This is a genomic window from Streptomyces sp. NPDC048584, assembly GCF_043199595.1.
In the GTDB taxonomy this organism is placed as follows: Bacteria; Actinomycetota; Actinomycetes; order Streptomycetales; family Streptomycetaceae; genus Streptomyces; species Streptomyces edwardsiae.
Map to the genome: position 1 here is coordinate 116,789 of NZ_JBICWF010000017.1, position 20,059 is coordinate 136,847.

The 20,059-nt window shown below is 71.6% G+C and carries 21 protein-coding genes and 1 pseudogene; 12 read left to right on the top strand and 10 right to left on the bottom strand.

Annotation, left to right across the window (positions count from 1 at the left end; translation table 11 throughout):
* The first annotated feature begins 24 nt into the window (after nucleotides 1–24).
* Nucleotides 25–162, top strand: a complete 138-nt coding sequence (locus tag ACGFR9_RS30835) for a hypothetical protein (RefSeq protein WP_393214975.1) — start codon at nucleotides 25–27, stop codon at nucleotides 160–162.
* A 10-nt stretch (nucleotides 163–172) separates the two neighbouring features.
* On the opposite strand, the pseudogene ACGFR9_RS30840 reads toward ACGFR9_RS30835, so the two are convergent.
* Both ACGFR9_RS30840 and ACGFR9_RS30845 read right to left on the bottom strand, forming a co-directional pair.
* Nucleotides 173–348, bottom strand: a pseudogene (locus ACGFR9_RS30840) (transcriptional regulator); the annotation flags it as partial.
* Between the two features lie 100 nt (nucleotides 349–448).
* The gene (locus ACGFR9_RS30845) at nucleotides 449–1,846 is read right to left on the bottom strand and encodes an NAD(P)-binding domain-containing protein (RefSeq protein ID WP_393214978.1); all 1,398 of its coding nucleotides are present in this window, start codon (nucleotides 1,844–1,846) and stop codon (nucleotides 449–451) included.
* Between the two features lie 90 nt (nucleotides 1,847–1,936).
* On the opposite strand from ACGFR9_RS30845, the gene ACGFR9_RS30850 reads away from it, so the two are divergent.
* The 7 genes from ACGFR9_RS30850 to ACGFR9_RS30880 all read left to right on the top strand — a co-directional run bounded on the left by ACGFR9_RS30850 (nucleotide 1,937) and on the right by ACGFR9_RS30880 (nucleotide 8,275).
* Nucleotides 1,937–2,302, top strand: coding sequence for an ArsR/SmtB family transcription factor (locus tag ACGFR9_RS30850; protein ID WP_393214980.1), 366 nt, complete (start codon nucleotides 1,937–1,939; stop codon nucleotides 2,300–2,302).
* Between the two features lie 486 nt (nucleotides 2,303–2,788).
* The gene (locus ACGFR9_RS30855; protein ID WP_393214983.1) at nucleotides 2,789–3,451 is read left to right on the top strand and encodes an urease subunit gamma; all 663 of its coding nucleotides are present in this window, start codon (nucleotides 2,789–2,791) and stop codon (nucleotides 3,449–3,451) included.
* Nucleotides 3,435–5,273: an urease subunit alpha gene (locus ACGFR9_RS30860; protein ID WP_393214986.1), complete on the top strand. Its 1,839-nt coding sequence runs from the start codon at nucleotides 3,435–3,437 to the stop codon at nucleotides 5,271–5,273. Before ACGFR9_RS30855 ends, ACGFR9_RS30860 begins: the two co-directional genes overlap by 17 nt.
* Before the next feature lie 51 nt (nucleotides 5,274–5,324).
* Nucleotides 5,325–5,999: an urease accessory protein UreF gene (locus tag ACGFR9_RS30865; RefSeq protein WP_393214989.1), complete on the top strand. Its 675-nt coding sequence runs from the start codon at nucleotides 5,325–5,327 to the stop codon at nucleotides 5,997–5,999.
* A 30-nt stretch (nucleotides 6,000–6,029) separates the two neighbouring features.
* A complete protein-coding gene (ureG, locus tag ACGFR9_RS30870; RefSeq protein ID WP_393214992.1) occupies nucleotides 6,030–6,728 on the top strand; it encodes an urease accessory protein UreG in 699 nt (232 codons plus the stop codon).
* Nucleotides 6,725–7,639: an urease accessory protein UreD gene (locus ACGFR9_RS30875; protein ID WP_393214995.1), complete on the top strand. Its 915-nt coding sequence runs from the start codon at nucleotides 6,725–6,727 to the stop codon at nucleotides 7,637–7,639. Before ureG ends, ACGFR9_RS30875 begins: the two co-directional genes overlap by 4 nt.
* Before the next feature lie 39 nt (nucleotides 7,640–7,678).
* A complete protein-coding gene (locus tag ACGFR9_RS30880; RefSeq protein ID WP_393214997.1) occupies nucleotides 7,679–8,275 on the top strand; it encodes an isochorismatase family protein in 597 nt (198 codons plus the stop codon).
* 545 nt (nucleotides 8,276–8,820) lie between these two features.
* On the opposite strand, the gene ACGFR9_RS30885 is transcribed toward ACGFR9_RS30880, so the two are convergent.
* Nucleotides 8,821–10,326, bottom strand: coding sequence for a SulP family inorganic anion transporter (locus ACGFR9_RS30885; protein ID WP_393215000.1), 1,506 nt, complete (start codon nucleotides 10,324–10,326; stop codon nucleotides 8,821–8,823).
* A gap of 275 nt (nucleotides 10,327–10,601) precedes the next feature.
* Here ACGFR9_RS30885 and ACGFR9_RS30890 point away from each other — a divergent pair, with 275 nt between their 5' ends.
* Nucleotides 10,602–11,018: a MerR family transcriptional regulator gene (locus tag ACGFR9_RS30890; RefSeq protein ID WP_393215003.1), complete on the top strand. Its 417-nt coding sequence runs from the start codon at nucleotides 10,602–10,604 to the stop codon at nucleotides 11,016–11,018.
* Between the two features lie 81 nt (nucleotides 11,019–11,099).
* Here ACGFR9_RS30890 and ACGFR9_RS30895 read toward each other — a convergent pair whose 3' ends face one another.
* From ACGFR9_RS30895 to ACGFR9_RS30920, 6 genes are all read right to left on the bottom strand, one after another.
* Nucleotides 11,100–12,365, bottom strand: coding sequence for an ArgE/DapE family deacylase (locus ACGFR9_RS30895; RefSeq protein WP_393215006.1), 1,266 nt, complete (start codon nucleotides 12,363–12,365; stop codon nucleotides 11,100–11,102).
* 123 nt (nucleotides 12,366–12,488) lie between these two features.
* On the bottom strand, nucleotides 12,489–13,898 hold the full coding sequence (locus ACGFR9_RS30900; RefSeq protein ID WP_393215009.1) for an ATP-binding protein: 1,410 nt from the start codon (nucleotides 13,896–13,898) through the stop codon (nucleotides 12,489–12,491).
* Nucleotides 13,899–14,612 (bottom strand): response regulator transcription factor, encoded by a 714-nt coding sequence (locus tag ACGFR9_RS30905; protein WP_393215012.1) that lies wholly within the window; start codon nucleotides 14,610–14,612, stop codon nucleotides 13,899–13,901.
* A gap of 288 nt (nucleotides 14,613–14,900) precedes the next feature.
* Entirely contained in the window at nucleotides 14,901–15,527 is a 627-nt protein-coding gene (locus ACGFR9_RS30910; RefSeq protein WP_393215014.1) for an FMN reductase, read from the bottom strand.
* Nucleotides 15,524–16,618 (bottom strand): LLM class flavin-dependent oxidoreductase, encoded by a 1,095-nt coding sequence (locus tag ACGFR9_RS30915; RefSeq protein WP_393215017.1) that lies wholly within the window; start codon nucleotides 16,616–16,618, stop codon nucleotides 15,524–15,526. Before ACGFR9_RS30915 ends, ACGFR9_RS30910 begins: the two co-directional genes overlap by 4 nt.
* Before the next feature lie 82 nt (nucleotides 16,619–16,700).
* Nucleotides 16,701–17,180: a MarR family winged helix-turn-helix transcriptional regulator gene (locus tag ACGFR9_RS30920; protein WP_393215020.1), complete on the bottom strand. Its 480-nt coding sequence runs from the start codon at nucleotides 17,178–17,180 to the stop codon at nucleotides 16,701–16,703.
* A 95-nt stretch (nucleotides 17,181–17,275) separates the two neighbouring features.
* On the opposite strand from ACGFR9_RS30920, the gene ACGFR9_RS30925 reads away from it, so the two are divergent.
* The 3 genes from ACGFR9_RS30925 to ACGFR9_RS30935 all read left to right on the top strand — a co-directional run bounded on the left by ACGFR9_RS30925 (nucleotide 17,276) and on the right by ACGFR9_RS30935 (nucleotide 18,610).
* Nucleotides 17,276–17,611 (top strand): YnfA family protein, encoded by a 336-nt coding sequence (locus tag ACGFR9_RS30925; protein WP_393215023.1) that lies wholly within the window; start codon nucleotides 17,276–17,278, stop codon nucleotides 17,609–17,611.
* Nucleotides 17,612–17,690: 79 nt separating this feature from the next.
* On the top strand, nucleotides 17,691–18,467 hold the full coding sequence (locus ACGFR9_RS30930; protein ID WP_393215026.1) for an SDR family NAD(P)-dependent oxidoreductase: 777 nt from the start codon (nucleotides 17,691–17,693) through the stop codon (nucleotides 18,465–18,467).
* Complete coding sequence (locus tag ACGFR9_RS30935) at nucleotides 18,467–18,610, top strand: hypothetical protein (protein ID WP_393215029.1); 144 nt, start codon at nucleotides 18,467–18,469, stop codon at nucleotides 18,608–18,610. The genes ACGFR9_RS30930 and ACGFR9_RS30935 overlap by 1 nt, the downstream gene beginning before the upstream one ends.
* Nucleotides 18,611–18,653: 43 nt before the next feature.
* On the opposite strand, the gene ACGFR9_RS30940 is transcribed toward ACGFR9_RS30935, so the two are convergent.
* On the bottom strand, nucleotides 18,654–19,847 hold the full coding sequence (locus ACGFR9_RS30940) for an RtcB family protein (RefSeq protein WP_393215032.1): 1,194 nt from the start codon (nucleotides 19,845–19,847) through the stop codon (nucleotides 18,654–18,656).
* Nucleotides 19,848–20,059: the final 212 nt, after the last annotated feature.

Below are 20,059 nucleotides of genomic sequence, written 5' to 3' on the forward strand. Positions count from 1 at the left end.
TCCCCGAGGAGGGCGGTGAGTCCGATGAACGGCAGCGAGAACGCCCGCGGTGTGCCGCCGCGCGACCATACGACGAAAGTGCTTATTTCCTCCCGCATCGGGCATGAGCGCACGCTGGAAGTCACCCGGTCACTCACGCGGGGACTCCCGGTCGACGGCTGAGGTGGGGGAGTTCGGGGAGCATATGCCGGCACATGAGCGGCCTCGCGGTGTGAAGGGCGATTCCGGTGTCGTCGAATGAGACGGCCGCGCTGATCTCGTGCAGGGCGACATCGGCCGGGCTGAAGTTCGCCCAGGCGTCCGGCGGTCGAACGCGACGTAGCGAGCCACTTCCCTTGGCCGCCCCAGCTCACGATCTGCGTCAGGCAGAGGGCAGGTGGGGCGGCGCGGGGCCGCGACCGGTCCACTGTTCCGGTCGCGGCCCCGCTGTCACGGGTGTTGAGGCGGGTCACGAGCCGCAGCAGCCGCCCGCCGGTGCTTCCTCGGCAGCCGTGCCTCCCGCCGCGGGCGCGACGAGCGTCACGAGCTGCGGTTCCGGCGCAGCACAGCATCCGCCACCTCCGGTCTGCTGGGCGTCCGGGGTGTCGAACAGGCCCGCGCCGCCGCAGACCCCGGTTTCCGGGAGGGTGAGTTCCACGCGGTCCGCGGAGTCGAGGTCGCCGGCGATCGCTGCGGCGACGGAGCGGACCTGCTCGTAGCCGGTCATGGCCAGGAACGTGGGGGCACGGCCGTAGGACTTCATGCCGACCAGGTAGACACCCTGCTCGGGGTGGGAGAGCTCGCGGTGACCGTGCGGGTGGACGGTGCCGCAGGAGTGCTGGTTCGGGTCGATCAGCGGGGCCAGTCCCACCGGAGCCTGAAGACGCTCGTCCAGGCCCAGGCGCAGCTCGTCCAGGAACGAGAGGTCCGGGCGGAAGCCGGTCAGCACGATCACATCGTCCACCGGGTCGAGCCGGCGACCGTCCTCGCCCACCAGGACGAGGCGTCCGTCGCCGTCGCGCTCGAACGCCTCGGTGCGGAAGCCGGTGACCGCGTCCGCGTGACCGTCTTCCACGGCGGCCTTCGCGGCGAGGCCGAGGGCACCGCGGGCGGGCAACTGGTCGGCGGTGCCGCCGCCGAAGGTGGAGCCGGAGATGCCGCGGCGCAGGATCCACACCGCGTGCGTGCCCGTGCCGTCCTCGGACTCGGCCAGCTCGGCGAGGTACGCGAGCGCCGTGAACGCGGAAGCGCCAGAACCGATGACGGCCGTGCGCTTGCCCGCGTAACGGGCGCGGACGGCCGGGTCATTCAGGTCCGGGACGCGGTAGGTGACGCGCTCGGCCGCCGCCCTCTCGCCGAGCGCGGGCAGGCCGCTGCCGCCGGCCGGGCCGGGCGCGGTCCAGGTCCCGGAGGCGTCGATCACCGCGCGGGCGAGGACACGCTCCTCGCGGCCGCCGGCGTACTCGACGTGCACGACGAAGGGCTGATCCTCGCGGCCGGCGTCGACGATACGGTCCCGGCCCGCACGGGAGACACCGGTGACGGCGGCCCCGGTGCGGACCTTGTCGCCGAGGGCGTCGGCGAGCGGCCGCAGATACCGCTCGGCCCAGTCGCCGCCGGACGGGTACGTCGCCGGGGCGGGGCGCGTCCAGCCGGTCGGGGCCAGCAGCTTCTCGGCGACCGGGTCCACGACCTCACCCCAGGTGGAGAACAGCCGTACGTGGCTCCACTCGCGAACGGCCGCACCGGCCTGTTCCCCCGCCTCCAGAACGAGGGGCTCGATGCCGCGCCCGACGAGGTGGGCGGCCGCTGCGAGCCCGACGGGACCGGCTCCGATGACGACGACAGGGAGCTGCTGGGCGCTCATGATGCGGTCTCCTTGAAAGGTCACCTTGATTCGACATTCGTCGATACAAGCGAGCTTGCACCTCATATCGACGAGTGTCAACATAGACACATGTCGAAGTCTGAGGTCGTGGAGCTGCCCGTACCGCGGGGCGGCGACGTCGTACCGTGCTGCCCGCCGATCACGGCCGGGGAACTGTCGCAGGCGGACGCGGAGAAGATGGCCGTGATGTTCAAGGCGCTGTCGGACCCGGTGCGGCTGCGACTGTTCTCGAAGATCGCCTCCCATCCGGGCGGGGAGGCGTGCGTGTGCGACATCGCGGACGTCGGCGTCTCGCAGCCGACCGTCTCCCACCACCTCAAGAAGCTCCGCGAGGCCGGACTGCTCACCTCCGAGCGGCGCGGCACCTGGGTCTACTACCGGGTCGCCCCGTCCGTGGTGGCGGGCATGGCGGCGCTGCTCGACCTGCGCGGCTGAGCGCCGCCCGAGCCGGTTTGCGGTCGGGCACTGCAGGCGGACGGACGGCAGCGCAGCAGGAATGCCTCGAGAGCGTCCAGGTGACGAACCATGGTGGTGCCGTCGGTGCGGCAGAGGACCGGCTTACCCTCCTGACTGGAGAGAACCGGGCCGCCGCGACGCAGGAGGCTCAGATACTCGGAGGCTGTTGACGGCTCGAGGTCACACCGCTCGGCGATCCCTCCGGCGGTCACGGCTCCGCCGGCGGCGGCAGCGTCCCCAGCGTCTGGCCGCGTCCGTATGCTGCGTCACGCACGCTGTCGTTGCGCCCTGCACGCGCCCTGTGCCTCCGGTTCACTCCATCAGGGCTGACCTGCCCGTTTCGCTGTCCCTGGGCTCTCCCGTCTCTCAGGATCGGTCCGCGGTAGGTACGACGGACGGCGATCCTCTTCCGTTGCGTGGTGCCCGCCGCGTGGGTGCAGCGACGCAGAGGAGAGGGGGACCAGCGTGCATCTGACACCGCACGAGCAGGAACGTCTGTTGATCCACGTGGCGGCCGATGTCGCCCAGCGGCGGCGTGAACGCGGTCTGCTGTTGAACTATCCCGAAGTCATGGCGCTGTTGACGGCGCACGTCTTCGAGGAGGCGCGGGCCGGGGCGACGGTCGACGCGGTGATGGAGTCCGGGCGCCATGTGCTGAAGCGCAGCGAGGTCATGGACGGCGTGCCGGAGATGGTCGACAACGTCCAGGTCGAGGCGACGTTCCCGGACGGGACGAAGCTGGTGACCATCAGTGATCCGTTCGACGAGGCGTCCACGAAGGTGGATGTCCATCCCGGCAAGCCCGAACTGCTGCCGGACGAGGACGAGTACCGGGTGGCCTTCAACGACGACGTGACACCCGTGCCGCTGGTTGTGCGCAACCCGAAGGATCGCCCGGTCCAGGTGGGATCCCACTTCCACTTCGCCGACGCGAACAAGGGACTCAAGTTCCGCCGCGAGACGGCCCACGGCATGCGGCTGCACATCCCGTCCGGCACCTCGGAACGGTTCGAACCCGGCGACGAGCGCACCGTGATGCTGGTGCCGATCGCCGGCGAGCGGATCGTCCACGGGCTCCAGGCCGACAAGAGCGAAGAGGAGAAGCACCTCGATGCCGAACACGGCTGAGAAGAACAACCCCTGGGACCCGCTGCCGCGTTCCCGCTACGCCGACCTGTACGGGCCGACCGCCGGCGACCGGGTCCGGCTCGCCGACACCGATCTCGTCCTGCGCATCGACGCGGACTGGTGCGGTGGCCCGGGGCGCAGCGGTGACGAGATGGTCTTCGGCGGCGGCAAGGTGATCCGCGAGTCGATGGGCCAGTCACACATCCCCCGTGATGACCCCCGCGAACCGGTCGACACCGTGATCACCGGAGCGCTGATCCTGGACCACTGGGGAGTGGTCAAGGCCGACGTCGGGTTGCGCGACGGCCGCATTCACGCCATCGGCAAGGCATACAACCCGGAGACCATGACGCCTCGCCCCAACGACGACCCGCGCGCCGCGGACTTCATCGTGGGTCCTGAGACGGAAGTGATCTCCGGCAAGGGCCGCATCCTGACCGCCGGCGGCGTCGACACCCACGTGCACTTCCTGTGCCCGGAGCAGATCCACGAGGCGGTCGCTTCGGGCGTGACGACGCTGATCGGCGGCGGCACCGGTCCGGCCGAGGGCAGTACGGCCACCACCGTGACGCCCGGCAAGTGGCACATTCAGCGGACCTTCGAGGCGCTGGACGCCTTCCCGGTGAACATCGGCCTGCTCGCCAAGGGCAGCACCGTCTCGGCCAAGGCGCTGCACGACCAGGTCACGGCGGGCGCCCTCGGCTTCAAGATCCACGAGGACTGGGGTGCCACTCCGGCGGTGATCGACGCCGCGCTGAGCGTGTGCGAGGAGACCGGTGTACAGGTCGCGCTGCACGCCGACTCGCTGAACGAGGCCGGGTTCGTGCAGAGCACTTTCGCCGCGACCAGGAAGGACCGCAGTGCCAAGAAGGCGAAGTATCGCAGTCTGCACATCTTCCACATCGAGGGCGCCGGCGGTGGTCACGCTCCCGACATGATCAGTCTCGTCGGCAAGCCCAACGTGCTCCCCGCGTCGACGAACCCGACCCGGCCCTTCACGGTCAACACCGTCAAGGAGCACCTCGACATGATGATCGTGTGCCATCACCTCAATCCGGAGGTCGACGCGGACATGGCGTTCGCCGACTCCCGGATCCGGCCCTCCACCATGGCCGCCGAGGACCTGCTGCACGACATGGGCGCCATCTCGATGATGTCCTCCGACGCCCAGGCCATGGGCCGCATCGGCGAGATGATCCTGCGGACCTGGCAGACGGCGCACGTCATGAAGTCCCGTTACGGCCACCTGCGCGAGGACGACGCGCACGCGGACAACTTCCGTGCCCGCCGCTACGTCGCCAAGTACACGATCAACCCGGCCATCACCCACGGCATCGACCACGAGATCGGCTCCGTCGAGACCGGCAAACTCGCCGACCTGGTGCTGTGGGAGCCGAAGTTCTTCGGCGTCAAGCCGCACCTGGTCATCAAGGGCGGCCAGATCGCCTACGCCCAGATCGGCGACGCCAACGCCTCCATCCCCACCCCGCAGCCCTACCTCCCGCGCCCCGTCTGGGGCTTCCAGGGCCGCGCCCCGGCGGCGAACTCCTTCAACTTCGTGGCCGAGGCCGCCCTCGACGGCGAACTCTCCGCGATCGGGCTGCTCAAGCCCCTGCGCGCGATCCGCTCCACCCGGGAGGTCACCAAGGCCGACATGGTCCACAACAGCGGTGTCCCGAAGATCGACATCGACCCCGACACCTTCGACGTCACCATCGGCGGCGCCACCACCTCCGACGTCCGCACCACGGTCGACGGGCATGAGGTCGGACGGAACTACGCCACCGAGCTGCCCTTGGCGCAGCGGTACTTCCTGTTCTGACCACCATGGCCGGCCCCAGCACCTCCTCGCGAAAGGCGGTCCCGCCACCTCATGAGCCGTACTGCCCTGCTCGTCCTGGCCGACGGTCGCTTCCCCGCCGGCGGGCACGCCCATTCCGGCGGGATGGAGGCCGCCGTCGCGTCCGGCCGGGTGCACGACACCGCGAGCCTGGAGGCGTTCTGCCGGGGACGGCTGCACACCGCAGGACTGGTCGCGGCCGGCCTGACCGCAGCCGCCGCCAACGGTTACGACGCCCTCGCCCTGGACGAGGCCGCCGACACCCGCACCCCCGTACCGGCTCTGCGCCGCATCTCACGCCGCCTGGGCCGGCAACTGATGCGCGCGGCCCGGGCCACCTGGCCCAGCACCGACCTCGACGACCTCGCCCGCCACCTGCCTCAGGGCGCCCACCAGCCGGTCGTGCTCGGCGTCACCGCACGCGCAGCCGGACTCACCCCGCTCGACGCCGCTCAGGCCTCCGCCTACGAGAGCGTCGGCGGCCCGGCGACCGCCGCGGTGCGGCTGCTGGGCCTCGACCCGTTCGACGCCACCGCCGTCCTGGCGCGGCTCGCCGCCGATCTCGACACCGTCGCCGACACCGCGACCGACGCGGCGGCGCGGACGGCGACGGAGGGGGTCGGCGTCCTGCCCGCCGCGTCCGCTCCCCTGCTGGACATCACAGGTGAGCAGCACGCCGCCTGGGCCGTCCGGCTCTTCGCTTCCTGACCAGCCCTGACCCACCCCTGGAGCACCGCCGTGCATCTCGACCACCCCGTGACCATGCCGCACCGCCACACCCACAGCGCCGAACCGCTGCTCGCCGACGGCAGCCGCCGCGCCCTGCGCATCGGCTTCGGCGGGCCCGTCGGCTCGGGCAAGACCGCGACCGTGGCCGCCCTGTGCCGCACCCTGCGCGACCGGTTCTCCATCGCCGTGGTCACCAACGACATCTACACCCAGGAGGACGCCGCCTTCCTGCGCCGCGAGGCCGTCCTGCCGCCCGAGCGGATCACGGCCGTGGAGACCGGAGCCTGCCCGCACACCGCCATCCGCGACGACATCTCCGCCAACCTCGAAGCGGTCGAGGAACTCGAACAGGCCCTGCACCCGGTCGACCTGATCCTCATCGAGTCCGGCGGAGACAACCTCACCGCGACCTTCTCCCGCGGACTCGTCGACACCCAGGTCTTCGTCATCGACGTGGCCAGCGGCGACGACATCCCCCGCAAGGGCGGCCCCGGCATCACCAACGCCGACCTCCTCGTCGTCAACAAGACCGACCTGGCCCCCTACGTCGGCGTCGACCTGGACACCATGAGGGCCGACACCCGCAAGCAGCGCAAGGACCTGCCCTACGCCTTCACCAGCCTCACCTCCGCCGACGGCGTCCGCCCGGTCGCCGACTGGGTCACCAGCTGCCTCGCCACCTGGCACGCCGCCGGATCCACCCGGTGAACGTCACCACCGCGCGGACGCCGACCGCGATCCCGGCTCCGGCCGCGGAGCCGCTCCGAACCGACGGCGGACCACATGGCCCGCGCGGCACCCGAGCCGCCCCGGCGCACCCGTCCGCAGTCACCGCCACCGCTCGCATCCTGGCCACCCACAACGGCCTCACCACGACGGTCCCGCTCCTGCACAGCGACGGCCCCTTCCACCTGCGCCGACTACGGGCCCGCGGAGATCAGGCACGTGTCCGCGTACTCTCCGCGATGAGCGCGCCGCTCGGCGGAGACCGGCTCGCCCTCGACATCACCACCGAGCCATGCGCCCGGCTGGAGGTGACCAGCGCGGCCGCCACCATCGCCCTGCGCGGCCCCACCACCGCCCCGGCCACGTACGACGTACGAATCAGGGTGGCCGACCACGCGACCCTGCACTGGCTGCCCGAGCCCCTGATCAGTACCCGGGGCAGCACCCTGCACCAGAGGTTCGCCCTCGACCTCGCCCCCACCGCCCACCTGCTCATGCGAGAGGAACAGCTCCTCGGCCGCTCGGGCGAAGCACCGGGCCACCTCACCACCCGCCTGACCGTCCACCGCGGCGGACGACCACTCCTCGACCAGCACACCTCCTACGGTGACCCGGCACCGGCGTGGGACGGCCCGGCCGTCCTCGGACCCCACCGCGCGACCGGGCAGCTCCTCCTGGTCGACCCGGAGCTGAACACGCCCCAGGAGCCGCACGTCATCGGCGACGACCCGGCGGAGGGACACGCGGTACTGACCCCGCTCGCCGACTCCCAGGCCCTCGTCACCACCGCCATCGCCCCGACACCGACCCGGCTGCGCCACCTCCTGGACACCGCCCTCGCATACGTCTACGAGACACCGGGACCGGAGGCGGAGGACAGGGCCGGGCAGTAGACCCGTAACAACGTCGACGCCGAACGGAAGGACAGGAACATGGGACGAGCACTGATCGTGGTGGACGTGCAGAACGACTTCTGCGAGGGCGGCAGTGTCGCCGTGGCAGGTGGCGCCGAGATCGCCGGGAAGGTGCGTGACCTGGTCGAACGCGCGACGGAGGCCGGGTACCGGCGTGTCGTGGCAACCCGCGACCACCACATCGACCCCGGGGACCATTTCTCCGACACCCCCGACTTCAGGACCTCCTGGCCCGTGCACTGCGTGGCCGGCACGCAAGGCTCCGACTTCCACCCGGACTTCCTCCCCGCCGTACACGCCGGAGCCATCCACGCCGTCTTCTACAAGGGCGCCTACGAGGCCGCCTACAGCGGTTTCGAAGGCGCCACCGAAGACGGGACGGGGATGACCGCGTGGCTGCGGGCGCAGGGCGTCACCACCGTGGACGTCGTCGGTATCGCCACGGACCACTGCGTGAAGGCCACCGCCCTGGACGCCGCCGCAGCGGGGTTCACCACACGGGTCCTGCTGGACCTGACCGCCGGCGTGAACCACGACACGATCCGGCTGGCCCGCGAGGAGCTCCGGCGAGCAGACGTGGAAGCGTCCGGCACGCCCGTGGTCGCGGAGGCTTGAAGCCGCGCCGGCAGCCTGTCCTCGGCGTGGGACCGGAGGGCGAGCGATCCGCCCCGGATCACCGTGATCTCCGCAGGACCGTCCTCGTGAGTGCGCCTGCACGGGCTCCTGGTTCGAGCACGCTTCGCCGAGGGGGACCAGGTCGGCACCCCGCCGCGTTCAATCGCCGCACGAGTGGCAGGACTTCTCGCACCGGCTGCGTGAGGCGGGGCATCAGCCGTACTGCTTGGTGTGGCCCTGAGCCGGGGGTTCCAGCCGTCGCGGGTAGCGGTCGGCCCCGCCACCGGTACGGGTCCGGATGTCACGGATGGCCCGCGCCGCCGCAGACCCCGGTTTCCGGGGGACCTGGCCGACGGCCGTACCGGGGGCCGCTCCGCCGGCTCCGCCCGGTTGCCGAGGTCGACCCGGCCGCCGTCGAGGCGATGCCCGAGGCCGGCATCGGCAGCTCCACCGAGATCGACGCGCGGCCCGGCGCATGACCGCGGGTGGAGGGCACGGTTTTCGTCCTCCGGTCCCCGCGGGGTGCCGATGTGCTCCGGGCGCGGTCAGTGGCTGCCGGTGAGTTCGCCGGTGAGGCGGGCGTGGAGGTCGGCGCTCGGTTCGTTCAGGCCGGTGATCCGCACCGTCTTGCCGCGCTGGGCGTATCTCGTCTCGACGGCGTCCAGCGCGGCGACCGAGGAGGCGTCCCAGACATGGGCCCCGGACAGGTCGACGACGACCCTGTCGGGGTCCCCGGCGTAGTCGAACCGGCCGACGAGGTCGTTGGAGGAGGCGAAGAACAACTCGCCGGTGACGGAGTACACGACCGTGCTTCCGTCCGGGTCGGTGACCGCGGTGACGTCGGCGAGGCGGGCGACGCGCCGGGCGAAGACCACCATCGCCGTGACGGAGCCGACGACGACGCCGATGGCGAGGTTGGCGGTGGCCACCACGCAGACGACGGTGACGGCCATGACGGCGATCTCCCCGGCCGGCATCCGCTTCAGTGTCCTCGGGGCGATGGAGTGCCAGTCGAACGTCGCGAACGACACCATCACCATCACGGCGACCAGGGCGGCCATGGGGATGTCGGAGACGACCGGGCCGAAGACGATGCACAGCACCATCAGGAACGAGCCCGCGAGGAAGGTCGACAGACGGGTGCGCGCGCCGGACACCTTCACGTTGATCATCGTCTGGCCGATCATGGCGCAGCCGCCCATGCCGCCGAAGAAGCCGGTGACGATGTTGGCGACGCCCTGGCCGATGGACTCACGGGTCTTGGAGGAGCGGGTGTCGGTGATGTCGTCGACGAGCTTGGCCGTCATCAGGGACTCCATCAGGCCGACCAGCGCCATGGCGAGGGCGTAGGGGGCGACGGTGGTGAGGGTGTCCGGCGTGAACGGCACATCGGGCAGGCCCGGGGCGGGGAGGGACGAGGGCAGCTCGCCCTTGTCGCCGACGGTGGGCACCGCGATGCCGGCGGCCACGGTGATGACGGTCAGGACGACGATGGAGACCAGCGGCGCCGGGATCACCTTGGTGAACTTCGGGAAGAACACCATCAGCGCAAGCCCGCCGAGGATCAGCGGGTAGACCGCCCACGGCACGTCGTACATCTCCGGCACCTGGGCCATGAAGATCAGCACGGCGAGCGCGTTGACGAAGCCGACCATGACCGAACGCGGCACGAACCGCATCAGCTTGGCCACCCCCAGCGCGCCCAGGACGATCTGGAAAACACCGGCGAGGATGACCGCGGCGACCAGATAGCCGAAGCCGTGCTCACGGTTCAGCGGTGCGATGACGAGGGCGACGGCGCCGGTGGCGGCGGAGATCATCGCCCGCCGGCCGCCGACGACGGAGATCGTGACGGCCATGGTGAACGACGCGAACAGGCCGATCGCCGGGTCGACCCCGGCGATGATCGAGAACGAGATCGCCTCGGGGATCAGGGCCAGCGCGACGACCAGGCCGCCCAGCACCTCGGTGCGCCAGACCTTCGGATCGTTCAGCCAGTCGGGCTTGAGGCCGCGCAGCCGCGCGGCGGGGGACAGTACGGAAGAGGACAAGGAGCCGGGTACCTGTCGTGCTCGGGCACGCCTGTGCCGGGACGGGAAGGAAAGGGGCGGGCCGGGCCGGTGGTGCGTCGGCTCGTATCGCGGAGTCGGGGAATCAGGGAGTCACGGCGAACAGGCGGCGGCGACCGACGTCATGGGCTCGCGCACGCTCTCCCCTGCGAGAATCGGAACTTCGCCGGAGGCGCCATCGGCCCCGGCACGACAGCGGCAACTCTACCCTAACGTTAGGGTAGGGATCGGTGGGCCGTACGCGGGAGGACACAGTCGTGGACGACAGGCACATGCAGATCGGCGAGGTCGCCGCGCGCACGGAGCTGTCCCTGCGCACCATCCGGCACTACGAGGAGACCGGTCTGGTCATCCCCTCGGCCCGCTCCCAGGGCGGCTTCCGCCTCTACACGGAGGCCGATGTCGCCCGGCTCATGGTCATCCGCCGGATGAAGCCGCTCGGTTTCACCCTGGACCAGATGCGCGACCTGCTGGACGCCACCGACCGTCTCGACGCGGCCGGCGACACGCTCGACGCGGGCGAGCGCGCCGCCCTGCTGGACCGAGTCCGCGCCTACCACCGGACCGCCGCCGACCAGGTCGAGAGGCTACGCGTCCAGCTGTCCCGCGCCGAGGAGTTCGCCACCACCCTGAGCGCCCGGCTGGAGCGGACCGGGTCCGCGGCCCGCTCCTGAAGCACGGTGCCCCGCGGGCCGTCCGCGGCGTGGAGGTGACGGCCGTCGCGGTACACGGTGCGCTCCCCGACCGCCCGGCGGCTATGTGGTCCCGACGGTTCGCAGCACCGTCAGGACGAGGGTCCGGGCCGTCTCCGCCGTCTCGCGCAGGGACACGTGTTCGCGGTCGCTGTGGGCCACCGCGATGTCGCCCGGGCCGTACTGGAGGGTCGGGATGCCGGCGCCGGTGTAGTGGCGCAGGTCGCTGCCGTACGTCGCCGCGCGCCGCCTCGGCCGGGGGCGGCCCGTCGCGTCGGCGTACGCGTCGCGGACGACGTCCGGGAGCGGGTGGCCCTCGGGCAGCCGGCCGCTCGCGAACTGACCGCCCGGCCAGGTCACCGTCGCCGGGTGATCGCGCAGCCAGGGGTCCGCGGCGCAGGCCTCCGCGACGTGGTCCTCCAGCGCCGCGCGCGCGTCCGCCGGGTCCTCGTCCAGGCGTACGCCGAGCCTGCCCTCCGCGACCAGCAGGTCGGGCACGCTGCTCGCCCAGTCACCGGCGCGTACGGTGCCGACCGACAGGGCGTACGGGATCGGGTACTCGGCGAGCAGCGGGTCCGGGGCCCGGTTCCGTTCCGTCTCCAGGGCGGTGAGCGCCGTGTGGAGCGGGAGGTAGGCGTCGACGGCGCTGACGCCCTGGTCGCGTGAGCTGCCGTGTGCCGCCCTGCCGGGGACGGCGATACGGAAGGTGAGCGCGCCCGCGTTCGCCGTGATCAGGGTGCCCGCGGTGGGTTCGGCGATGACGCAGGCGTCGCCCCGGTGGCCGCGGCGCAGGGTGGCGAAGGCACCGAGGCCGCCGTCCTCCTCGCCCACGACGAAGTGTGCGGCGACCCGGCCGCGCAGGCGTATGCCGGCGGTGCGTATCGCGGCGAGGGCGGCGAGGTGGGCCGCGAGGCCGGCCTTCATGTCGCAGGCGCCGCGTCCGTGGACGAGGTCTCCGGTGACGCGGGGGACGAACGGGTCGCCGTTCCATGCGGACGGGTCGCCCGGCGGTACGACGTCGACGTGGCCCTGGAGGATCAGGGTGGGGCCGTCGCCGGCGTCGGGGGTGGTGCCGACCAGGCCCCAGGCCTCGTCCCGGGGGGCCTCCGTGCCGGGGAAGCCGGGGGCGGTGCGGAGGTCCGGGAGGTCTATCTGCCAGAGGTCGGTGTCCATGCCTAGCCATTCCAGGCGGCCGGCGAGTTGGTGCTGGAGTTCTGATTCGGCGGGGGTGCCGGTGATGCTGGGGACGGATATCAGCTCGAGGAGTGTGCGGGTGAGGGAGTCCTCGTCCAGGGCCGTGAGTGCGGCGGCTTCCTCGTCTGTCAGCACGGTGGCCTTTCGTCGGGCGGGGGGTGCGGGATGTGTGGCGCACCCGCAGTCATCCTGCGCAGCCTGTTGTGGGGGTATGCGTCGTAGGGGCCGGGGTTCGGTGGGGGGGTGGAGGGGTGGGTGTCAGTCGCCGCCCACCGTGAACCCCGTCACCGTCCCGCCGCCCTCGCGGGGGAACGCGTACGGGGCGCCTCCGTGGGAGAGGGCTACCTCGCGGACGATGGAGAGGCCCAGGCCCGAGCCCGGTAGGGAGCGGGCGTCGGCGGCCCGGTAGAAGCGGTCGAAGACGCGGGTCAGGTCGTCGGCGGAGATGCCCGGCCCCCGGTCCCGTACCTCCACCCGGACCCTGCCCGGACGCGCCGGGCCCGCCACCCGGATCTCCACCGGGGCCCGGCCGTCCCGGTCGAACTTGACCGCGTTCTCCACCAGGTTGGACAGCGCCCGCGTCAGCATCGCCGGCCGCCCGTCGGTCGTCGTGTCGCCGCTCACCTCGACCACGAGCTCCCGCCCCGTACGCCGCCGGGCGAGCGCCGCCACCTCCTCGGCGATGTCCGCGAGGTCGACCCGCTGCGGCGGCTCGGTGTCGGACTGGCCTGCCGCGAGTTCGACGAGCTCGTTGACGAGGTCGGTCAGCTCGCGGGCCTCCTGCGTGAGATCGGCGACGAGTTCCTCACGGGTGCCGGGCGGGAGTTCGTCGATGCGGCGCAGCAGCGAGATGTTGGTGCGCAGCGAGGTCAGCGGCGTACGGAGTTCATGGCCCGCGTCCTGGACCAGCCGGCGCTGGTCCTCCTCGGACTGGGCGAGCCGGCCCAGCATCCGGTCGAAGGCGCGGCCGAGGCGCCCCACCTCGTCGTATCCGGCGACCGGCACCTGGATGCCGAGGCGCCGGGTGCGGGCGACGGCCTCGGCGGTGTTGGTGAGGACGACGAGGCGGCGGGTGATGCGCCGGGCCAGCCACCAGCCGAACAGCCCCGCCCCGACCACCACCGCCGCCATCAGGATCAGCGTGCGCCGCTGCAGGGCCCGCAGCAGGTCCTCGGTGTCGCTGAACTCCTGCGCGACCTGTACCGCGCCCCGGCTTCCGCCCAGCGCGACGGTGGCGACGCGGTAGACGTCGTCGCCGACGTCCACGCCCGCGTGCACGACCACCCGCCCGGCGGTGGCGGCGCCCGCGACCCGCCGGTCGGCGTCGACCACCGGCAGCCCCGGATCGCCGGGATCGAGGACGCCGCCGTCCGGTCCCAGCACCTGGACGTCCGTCCGGGCGGGCCGCACCAGGTCGTGGCCGGGGGCGGCGGAGGAGAAGTCGAGCGGTGACATCCGGTTCTCCCGGACCTCGTCCCGCAGATCCTGCACGACCTCGTCGAACACGGACTGCTGGTCCACTCGCACCAGCCGGGCGGCCGCGTTGTACGACAGGATCCCGACCAGCACCGTGACGGTGGCCGTGACCGCCGCGAACGCGACCGCGAAGGTGGTGCCCAGGGACAGCAGCCGCAGCCGGCGGCGGGAGACCGGCCGTCCGTACGACACTCAGCCCTCCCGCAGCACGTAACCCACCCCGCGCACCGTGTGGATCAGCTGCGGCGCGCCGGGCTCGTCGAGTTTGCGGCGCAGGTAGCCGACGTAGACGGCGAGGTTCTTGGAGCCGGGGCCGAAGTCGTAGCCCCAGATGCGGTCGTAGATCGTGGAGTGGTCGAGGACGATGCCGGCGTGCCGGATCAGGAGCTCCAGGAGTTCGAACTCGGTGCGGGTCAGCTCCAGTTCGCGGGTGCCCCGCCAGGCGCGGCGGGCCTGTGGGTCCATACGCAGGCCGGCCGCCCCGAGGTGGCGGCCGGAGGGGTCCGGTTTCGGCTCCACCGCGGGCTCGGCCACGGCTGGGGCCGCGCGGCGCAGCAGGGCGCGGAGGCGGGCGAAGACCTCCTCCACGTCGAACGGTTTGACGACGTAGTCGTCGGCGCCCGCGTCCAGGCCCGCGATCCGGTCGGCGGTCTCCACCAGGGCCGTCAGCATCAGTACGGGGGTGCTGTCGCCCTCGGCGCGCAGGACCCGGCACACCTGGAGTCCGTCGATGCCGGGCATCATCACGTCCAGGACCAGGATGTCGGGGCGGCTGCGGTGGGCCTGGGCGAGGGCCTCGACGCCGTCGGCCACGGCCGTGACGCGGTAGCCCTCCAGGGTGAGGGCCCGCTCCAGGGCGTTGCGGATCGCGCGGTCGTCTTCGGCGAGGAGAACGGTGTGCGGCACGCGGTCAGTCTGCCAAGCCCCGGCGTCCACCGGCCGCGGCGGAGGGGATCGGGGGGTGCTTCTTACCTCGCTCTCACCCGGTGGGCCGCACATGGTGGCCATGGGCCGTCCGGCCGCGTTCGCCTTCGTTCGCCGGTGCGGCGGCCGCGGGTGGGAGGGGCTCGAGCCGGGGGTTGTCGCCCCCGCCGCCCCTTCCCGTCCGGTCCCCGGGTGCTTCGCCCCCGGACCCCCTTCGCGCCCACGCGGCGGAGCCGCACATCGACACAGCCCCGCGCCCCTCGAGCTCCCTCAGCCCGCCGGTCGCAGCGCCGCCAGCCGTTCCTCGAACGGGGTGACCTCCTCGAAGGAGTCCCGCCTCGGGAGCGGGCGGGCCGTGGAGAGGCCCGCCATCAGGGTCGCCAGTTCGCCCGCCGCGCGGTCGATACGGCCGTCCAGGCCCTCCGCGCCCCAGTCCTCCGAAGCCGCGTAGACGCCGGTCGGGACGACGACGGCCCGCAGGTAGGAGAAGAGCGGCCGCAGCGCGTGGTCCAGGACCAGGGAGTGCCGGGCCGTGCCTCCGGTCGCCGCGATCAGCACCGGCTTCCCCGCGAGCGCGTCGGGGTCACTGACGCTCAGGGCGTCGAAGAACGACTTGAACAGCCCGCTGTACGACGCCGAGAACACCGGCGTGACCACGATCAGCCCGTCGGCCCCGGCCACCGCCTCGAACGCGGCGGCCAGCGCACCGGCCGGGAACCCGTTGGTGAAGGTGTGCGCGATCTCCACCGCGAGGTCGCGCAGCTCGATCACCCGCACGTCCGCCGGCCCGGGTTCCGGCGCGGTCGCGGCCGGGGCGGCGACCGCGGCGAGGCGGTCGCCGAGCAGCCGGGTGGAGGACGGGACGCTCAGCCCCGCCGACACGACGACGAGCTTCATGCGCCGACTCCTTCCTTCTTCTTCACGTCTGCCAGCAGCGAGGCGTGGACGGGCGCGTCCGGCACGTCCGCCGGACGGTCCTTCGCGAACTCCTTCCGCAGCACCGGCACGACCTCCTCGCCCAGCAGGTCGAGCTGTTCAAGGACGGTCTTCAGGGGCAGTCCGGCGTGGTCCATCAGGAACAGCTGGCGCTGGTAGTCACCGGCGTACTCGCGGAACGACAGCGTCTTCTCGATGACCTGCTGCGGCGAACCCACGGTCAGCGGGGTCTGCTGGGTGAACTCCTCCAGCGACGGCCCGTGCCCGTAGACCGGCGCGACGTCGAAGTACGGGCGGAACTCGCGCACCGCGTCCTGCGAGTTCCGCCGCATGAACACCTGCCCGCCGAGCCCGACGATCGCCTGCTCGGGGGTGCCGTGCCCGTAGTGGGCGTAGCGGGCCCGGTACAGCTCGATCATGCGCTTGGTGTGGTCGGCCGGCCAGAAGATGTTGTTGTGGAAGAAGCCGTCGCCGTAGTACGCGGCCTGCTCGGCGATCTCCGGCGAGCGGATCGAGCCGTGCCACACGAACGGCGGTACGCCGTCCAGCGGGCGGGGCGTGGAGGTGAAGCCCTGCAGCGGGGTGCGGAACTTGCCCTCCCAGTCGACGACGTCCTCACGCCACAGCCGGTGCAGCAGCGCGTAGTTCTCGACGGCGAGGTTGATGCCCTGGCGGATGTCCTTCCCGAACCAGGGGTAGACCGGGCCGGTGTTCCCGCGCCCCATCATCAGGTCCACCCGGCCGTCGGCCAGGTGCTGGAGCATCGCGAAGTCCTCGGCGATCTTCACCGGGTCGTTGGTGGTGATCAGGGTGGTCGAGGTGGAGAGGACCAGCCGCTCGGTGCGGGCCGCGATGTAGCCGAGCATGGTCGTCGGCGAGGACGGCACGAACGGCGGGTTGTGGTGCTCACCGGTCGCGAAGACGTCCAGGCCCACCTCCTCGGCCTTCAGCGCGATGGCGACCATGGCCTTGATGCGCTCACGCTCGGTCGGCGTACGACCCGTGGTCGGGTCGGGCGTGACATCCCCGACGCTGAAGATCCCGAACTGCATCCCGCTCACCCTCCAGGTTGTTTACGGTTCAACTATACCCCTGGAACGGCTCACCCGGCCGGGCTATTCCACCCACCCCGTACTACCCCTCGGCGAACCCCGACCGCAGCCGCGCCGCCTGCTCCGCACCGAACTCCGTCGTACGCCGCATATGGTCGATGAACAGCGCCAGCTGCCCGTCGTCGAGATCGTCGAACAACGCGAACCACCCCCCGCCGACCCGCTCCCACACCCGCCCGAACTCGGCCGCCTTCTCCGGCACCACCGCCACCAGCACCACCCGCCGGTCCCCCGCGTCCCGCTCCCGCACCACCTGCCCCGCCCGCTCCAGCCGGTCCACCAGCCGCGTCGCCGACCCCGTCGTCAGCCCCGTCAGCTCCGCGACCCGGCCCGTGGTCACCGGGCCGCCCTCCAGCGTCAGCAGGTTCAGACACTGCACATCGGTCGGATGCAGCCCCAGATGATCCGCAAGCGCCTGGTTGAACAGCGCGTACGCCGCCATGTACCGCCGCGACACCACACCCAGCTCCGCCAGCAGCCCGGTCCGCGTGACTCCCGCCATCCGCGGCTCCTCTCCACTCCCGCGCAGGTATCCCACCCCCGGCCCGGCGGCAGGCGCCGCCCATCAGGTGACAGGCGGAATGCGAAGCTGCACCCATGCTCATCCTGCGCTCCGCCGCCCTGTTCGTCCTCGCCGCCGTACTCGAGATCGGCGGCGCCTGGCTGGTCTGGCAGGGCATACGCGAGAACCGCGGCTGGATGTGGGCGGCCGGCGGCGTCCTCGCCCTCGGCGCCTACGGCTTCGTCGCCACCTTCCAGCCCGACGCCCACTTCGGCCGCGTCCTCGCCGCGTACGGCGGCGTCTTCGTCGCCGGCTCCCTCCTGTGGGGCGCGATCGCCGACGGCTACCGCCCCGACCGCTGGGACATCACCGGCGCCCTCGTCTGCCTCACCGGCATGGCCCTGATCATGTGGGCCCCGCGCAACGGCTGACACGCCCGCCGGTCACCCGGCCGGCCCCGCATATGCTGGCCGCGACCGCACCCGCACGCACCCGCCCGAGGAGCAGCCCATGGCCGCCGCCGCACCGCCCGCCGCGTCCCGTATCGCCGTCGTCACGGGTGCGAGCAGCGGAATCGGCGCCGCCACCGCCCGCCGCCTCGCCGAAGCCGGCTACCGCGTCGTCCTCACCGCCCGCCGCAAGGACCGTATCGAGGCCCTCGCCGAGGAGATCGGCGCGGCCGGCCACACGGCCACCGCCTACCCCCTCGACGTCACCGACCGCGCCGCCGTCGACGAGTTCGCCACCGCCTTCAGGACGATCGGCGTCCTCGTCAACAACGCCGGCGGGGCGCTCGGCGCCGACCCCGTCGCCACCGGCGACCCGGAGCAGTGGCGCACGATGTACGAGACGAACGTCCTCGGCACCCTCAACCTCACCCAGGCCCTGCTCCCCAAGCTGGACGCGAGCGGCGACGGCACGATCGTGGTCGTCTCCTCCACCGCGGGACACGCCACCTACGAGGGCGGCGGGGGCTACGTCGCCGCCAAGCACGGCGCCCACGTCCTCGCCGAGACACTGCGCCTGGAGATCGTCGGCCGCCCGGTGCGCGTCATCGAGATCGCGCCCGGCATGGTGAGGACCGACGAGTTCGCCCTGACCCGCTTCGGCGGCGACACGGAGAGGGCCGCCAAGGTCTACCAGGGCGTCGCCGAACCCCTCACCGCCGACGACGTCGCCGACACCATCACCTGGGCGGTCACCCGCCCGCCCCACGTCAACATCGACCTGATGGTGGTCCGCCCCCGCGCCCAGGCGTCCAACACCAAGGTCCACCGGGAGCCCTGATGCCCGCCGACGAGATCGAACAGCGCCGCCTCGCCCTGGAGAAGAAGCGCGAACGCTACGTCTGGTACTACCTCGGCTACTTCCTCTTCGGCATCCACATCGTCGCCTTCGTCATGATCTACGCGGTCATGCACGCGAAGTAGCGGACTCCCGCGAGGAGTCCGCCACTTGAGTTTCACCGTCGCGTCAGCCCTTCACGCAGACGACCTGCTTCAGCTTCGCGACGACCTCGACGAGGTCCCGCTGCTGGTCGATGACCTGCTCGATCGGCTTGTAGGCGCCCGGGATCTCGTCCACGACGCCGGAGTCCTTACGGCACTCCACGCCCCGTGTCTGCTCCTCCAGGTCCTTCGTCGAGAAGCGCCGCTTCGCCGCGTTGCGGCTCATCCGCCGACCCGCGCCGTGCGACGCCGAGTTGAAGGACGCGGCGTTCCCGAGACCCTTGACGATGTACGAACCCGTGCCCATGGAGCCCGGGATGATCCCGTAGTCGCCGGAGCCCGCGCGGATCGCGCCCTTGCGGGTCACCAGCAGGTCCATGCCGTCGTAGCGCTCCTCGGCCACGTAGTTGTGGTGCGCGCTGATCTCCTGCTCGAAGGTCGGCCTGGCCTTCTTGAACTCCTTGCGGATCACGTCCTTCAGGAGCGCCATCATGATCGAGCGGTTGCGCTTCGCGTACTCCTGCGCCCAGAACAGGTCGTTGCGGTACGCCGCCATCTGCGGGGTGTCCGCGATGAAGACGGCGAGATCGCGGTCGACCAGACCCTGGTTGTGCGGGAGCTTCTGCGCGATGCCGATGTGGTGCTCGGCCAGTTCCTTGCCGATGTTGCGGGAACCGGAGTGCAGCATCAGCCAGACGGAATCGGACGTGTCGACACAAACTTCTATGAAATGATTTCCGGATCCCAGCGTTCCCATCTGCTTGGTCGCCCGCTCCTCCCGGAACTTCACCGCGTCCGCGACCCCGTCGAAGCGGCCCCAGAAGTCGTCCCAGCCGGCCGTCGCGAAGGCGTGGAAGCGGGCCGGGTCGACCGGGTCGTCGTGCATGCCCCGGCCGACGGGGATCGCCTGCTCGATCTTCGAGCGGAGGCGGGACAGGTCGCCCGGGAGGTCGTTGGCCGTCAGGGACGTCTTCACCGCGGACATGCCGCAGCCGATGTCCACGCCCACCGCCGCCGGACACACCGCACCCCGCATCGCGATGACCGAGCCGACCGTGGCGCCCTTGCCGTAGTGCACGTCCGGCATGACCGCCAGGCCCTTGATCCACGGCAGGGTGGCGACATTGCGCAACTGCTGGAGCGCGCCCTCCTCCACCGTCGCCGGATCCGTCCACATCCGGATCGGCACCTTCGCACCCGGCAGTTCCACGTACGACATAACGTCCCCATTCCCCCGTAAGCCATCAGAAGTCATGAACCGCAAAACCGGCGCCAAGGTCGATGAAAAGGGATGACGGACCGGCGTCCACGGCAGTGCGTGCGATACACATTGTCTGCAGGGGACGCCCCCGTGCGGCAAGCGATTAACCAGCGGGGACACTGGTACGACCGGCGGGCACCGGCCCGCTCCCCACCGTCGAGAGGAGCCCG

Excerpts from the sequence above, each read along its gene's own strand:
- ACGFR9_RS30835 (WP_393214975.1), top strand. The coding sequence starts at position 25 with ATGAACGGCAGCGAGAACGCCCGCGGTGTGCCGCCGCGCGACCATACG.
- ACGFR9_RS30845 (WP_393214978.1), bottom strand. The coding sequence starts at position 1,846 with ATGAGCGCCCAGCAGCTCCCTGTCGTCGTCATCGGAGCCGGTCCCGTC.
- ACGFR9_RS30850 (WP_393214980.1), top strand. The coding sequence starts at position 1,937 with ATGTCGAAGTCTGAGGTCGTGGAGCTGCCCGTACCGCGGGGCGGCGAC.
- ACGFR9_RS30860 (WP_393214986.1), top strand. The coding sequence starts at position 3,435 with ATGCCGAACACGGCTGAGAAGAACAACCCCTGGGACCCGCTGCCGCGT.
- ACGFR9_RS30865 (WP_393214989.1), top strand. The coding sequence starts at position 5,325 with ATGAGCCGTACTGCCCTGCTCGTCCTGGCCGACGGTCGCTTCCCCGCC.
- ACGFR9_RS30880 (WP_393214997.1), top strand. The coding sequence starts at position 7,679 with ATGGGACGAGCACTGATCGTGGTGGACGTGCAGAACGACTTCTGCGAG.
- ACGFR9_RS30910 (WP_393215014.1), bottom strand. The coding sequence starts at position 15,527 with ATGAAGCTCGTCGTCGTGTCGGCGGGGCTGAGCGTCCCGTCCTCCACC.
- ACGFR9_RS30915 (WP_393215017.1), bottom strand. The coding sequence starts at position 16,618 with ATGCAGTTCGGGATCTTCAGCGTCGGGGATGTCACGCCCGACCCGACC.
- ACGFR9_RS30920 (WP_393215020.1), bottom strand. The coding sequence starts at position 17,180 with ATGGCGGGAGTCACGCGGACCGGGCTGCTGGCGGAGCTGGGTGTGGTG.
- ACGFR9_RS30925 (WP_393215023.1), top strand. The coding sequence starts at position 17,276 with ATGCTCATCCTGCGCTCCGCCGCCCTGTTCGTCCTCGCCGCCGTACTC.
- ACGFR9_RS30930 (WP_393215026.1), top strand. The coding sequence starts at position 17,691 with ATGGCCGCCGCCGCACCGCCCGCCGCGTCCCGTATCGCCGTCGTCACG.
- ACGFR9_RS30935 (WP_393215029.1), top strand. The coding sequence starts at position 18,467 with ATGCCCGCCGACGAGATCGAACAGCGCCGCCTCGCCCTGGAGAAGAAG.
- ACGFR9_RS30940 (WP_393215032.1), bottom strand. The coding sequence starts at position 19,847 with ATGTCGTACGTGGAACTGCCGGGTGCGAAGGTGCCGATCCGGATGTGG.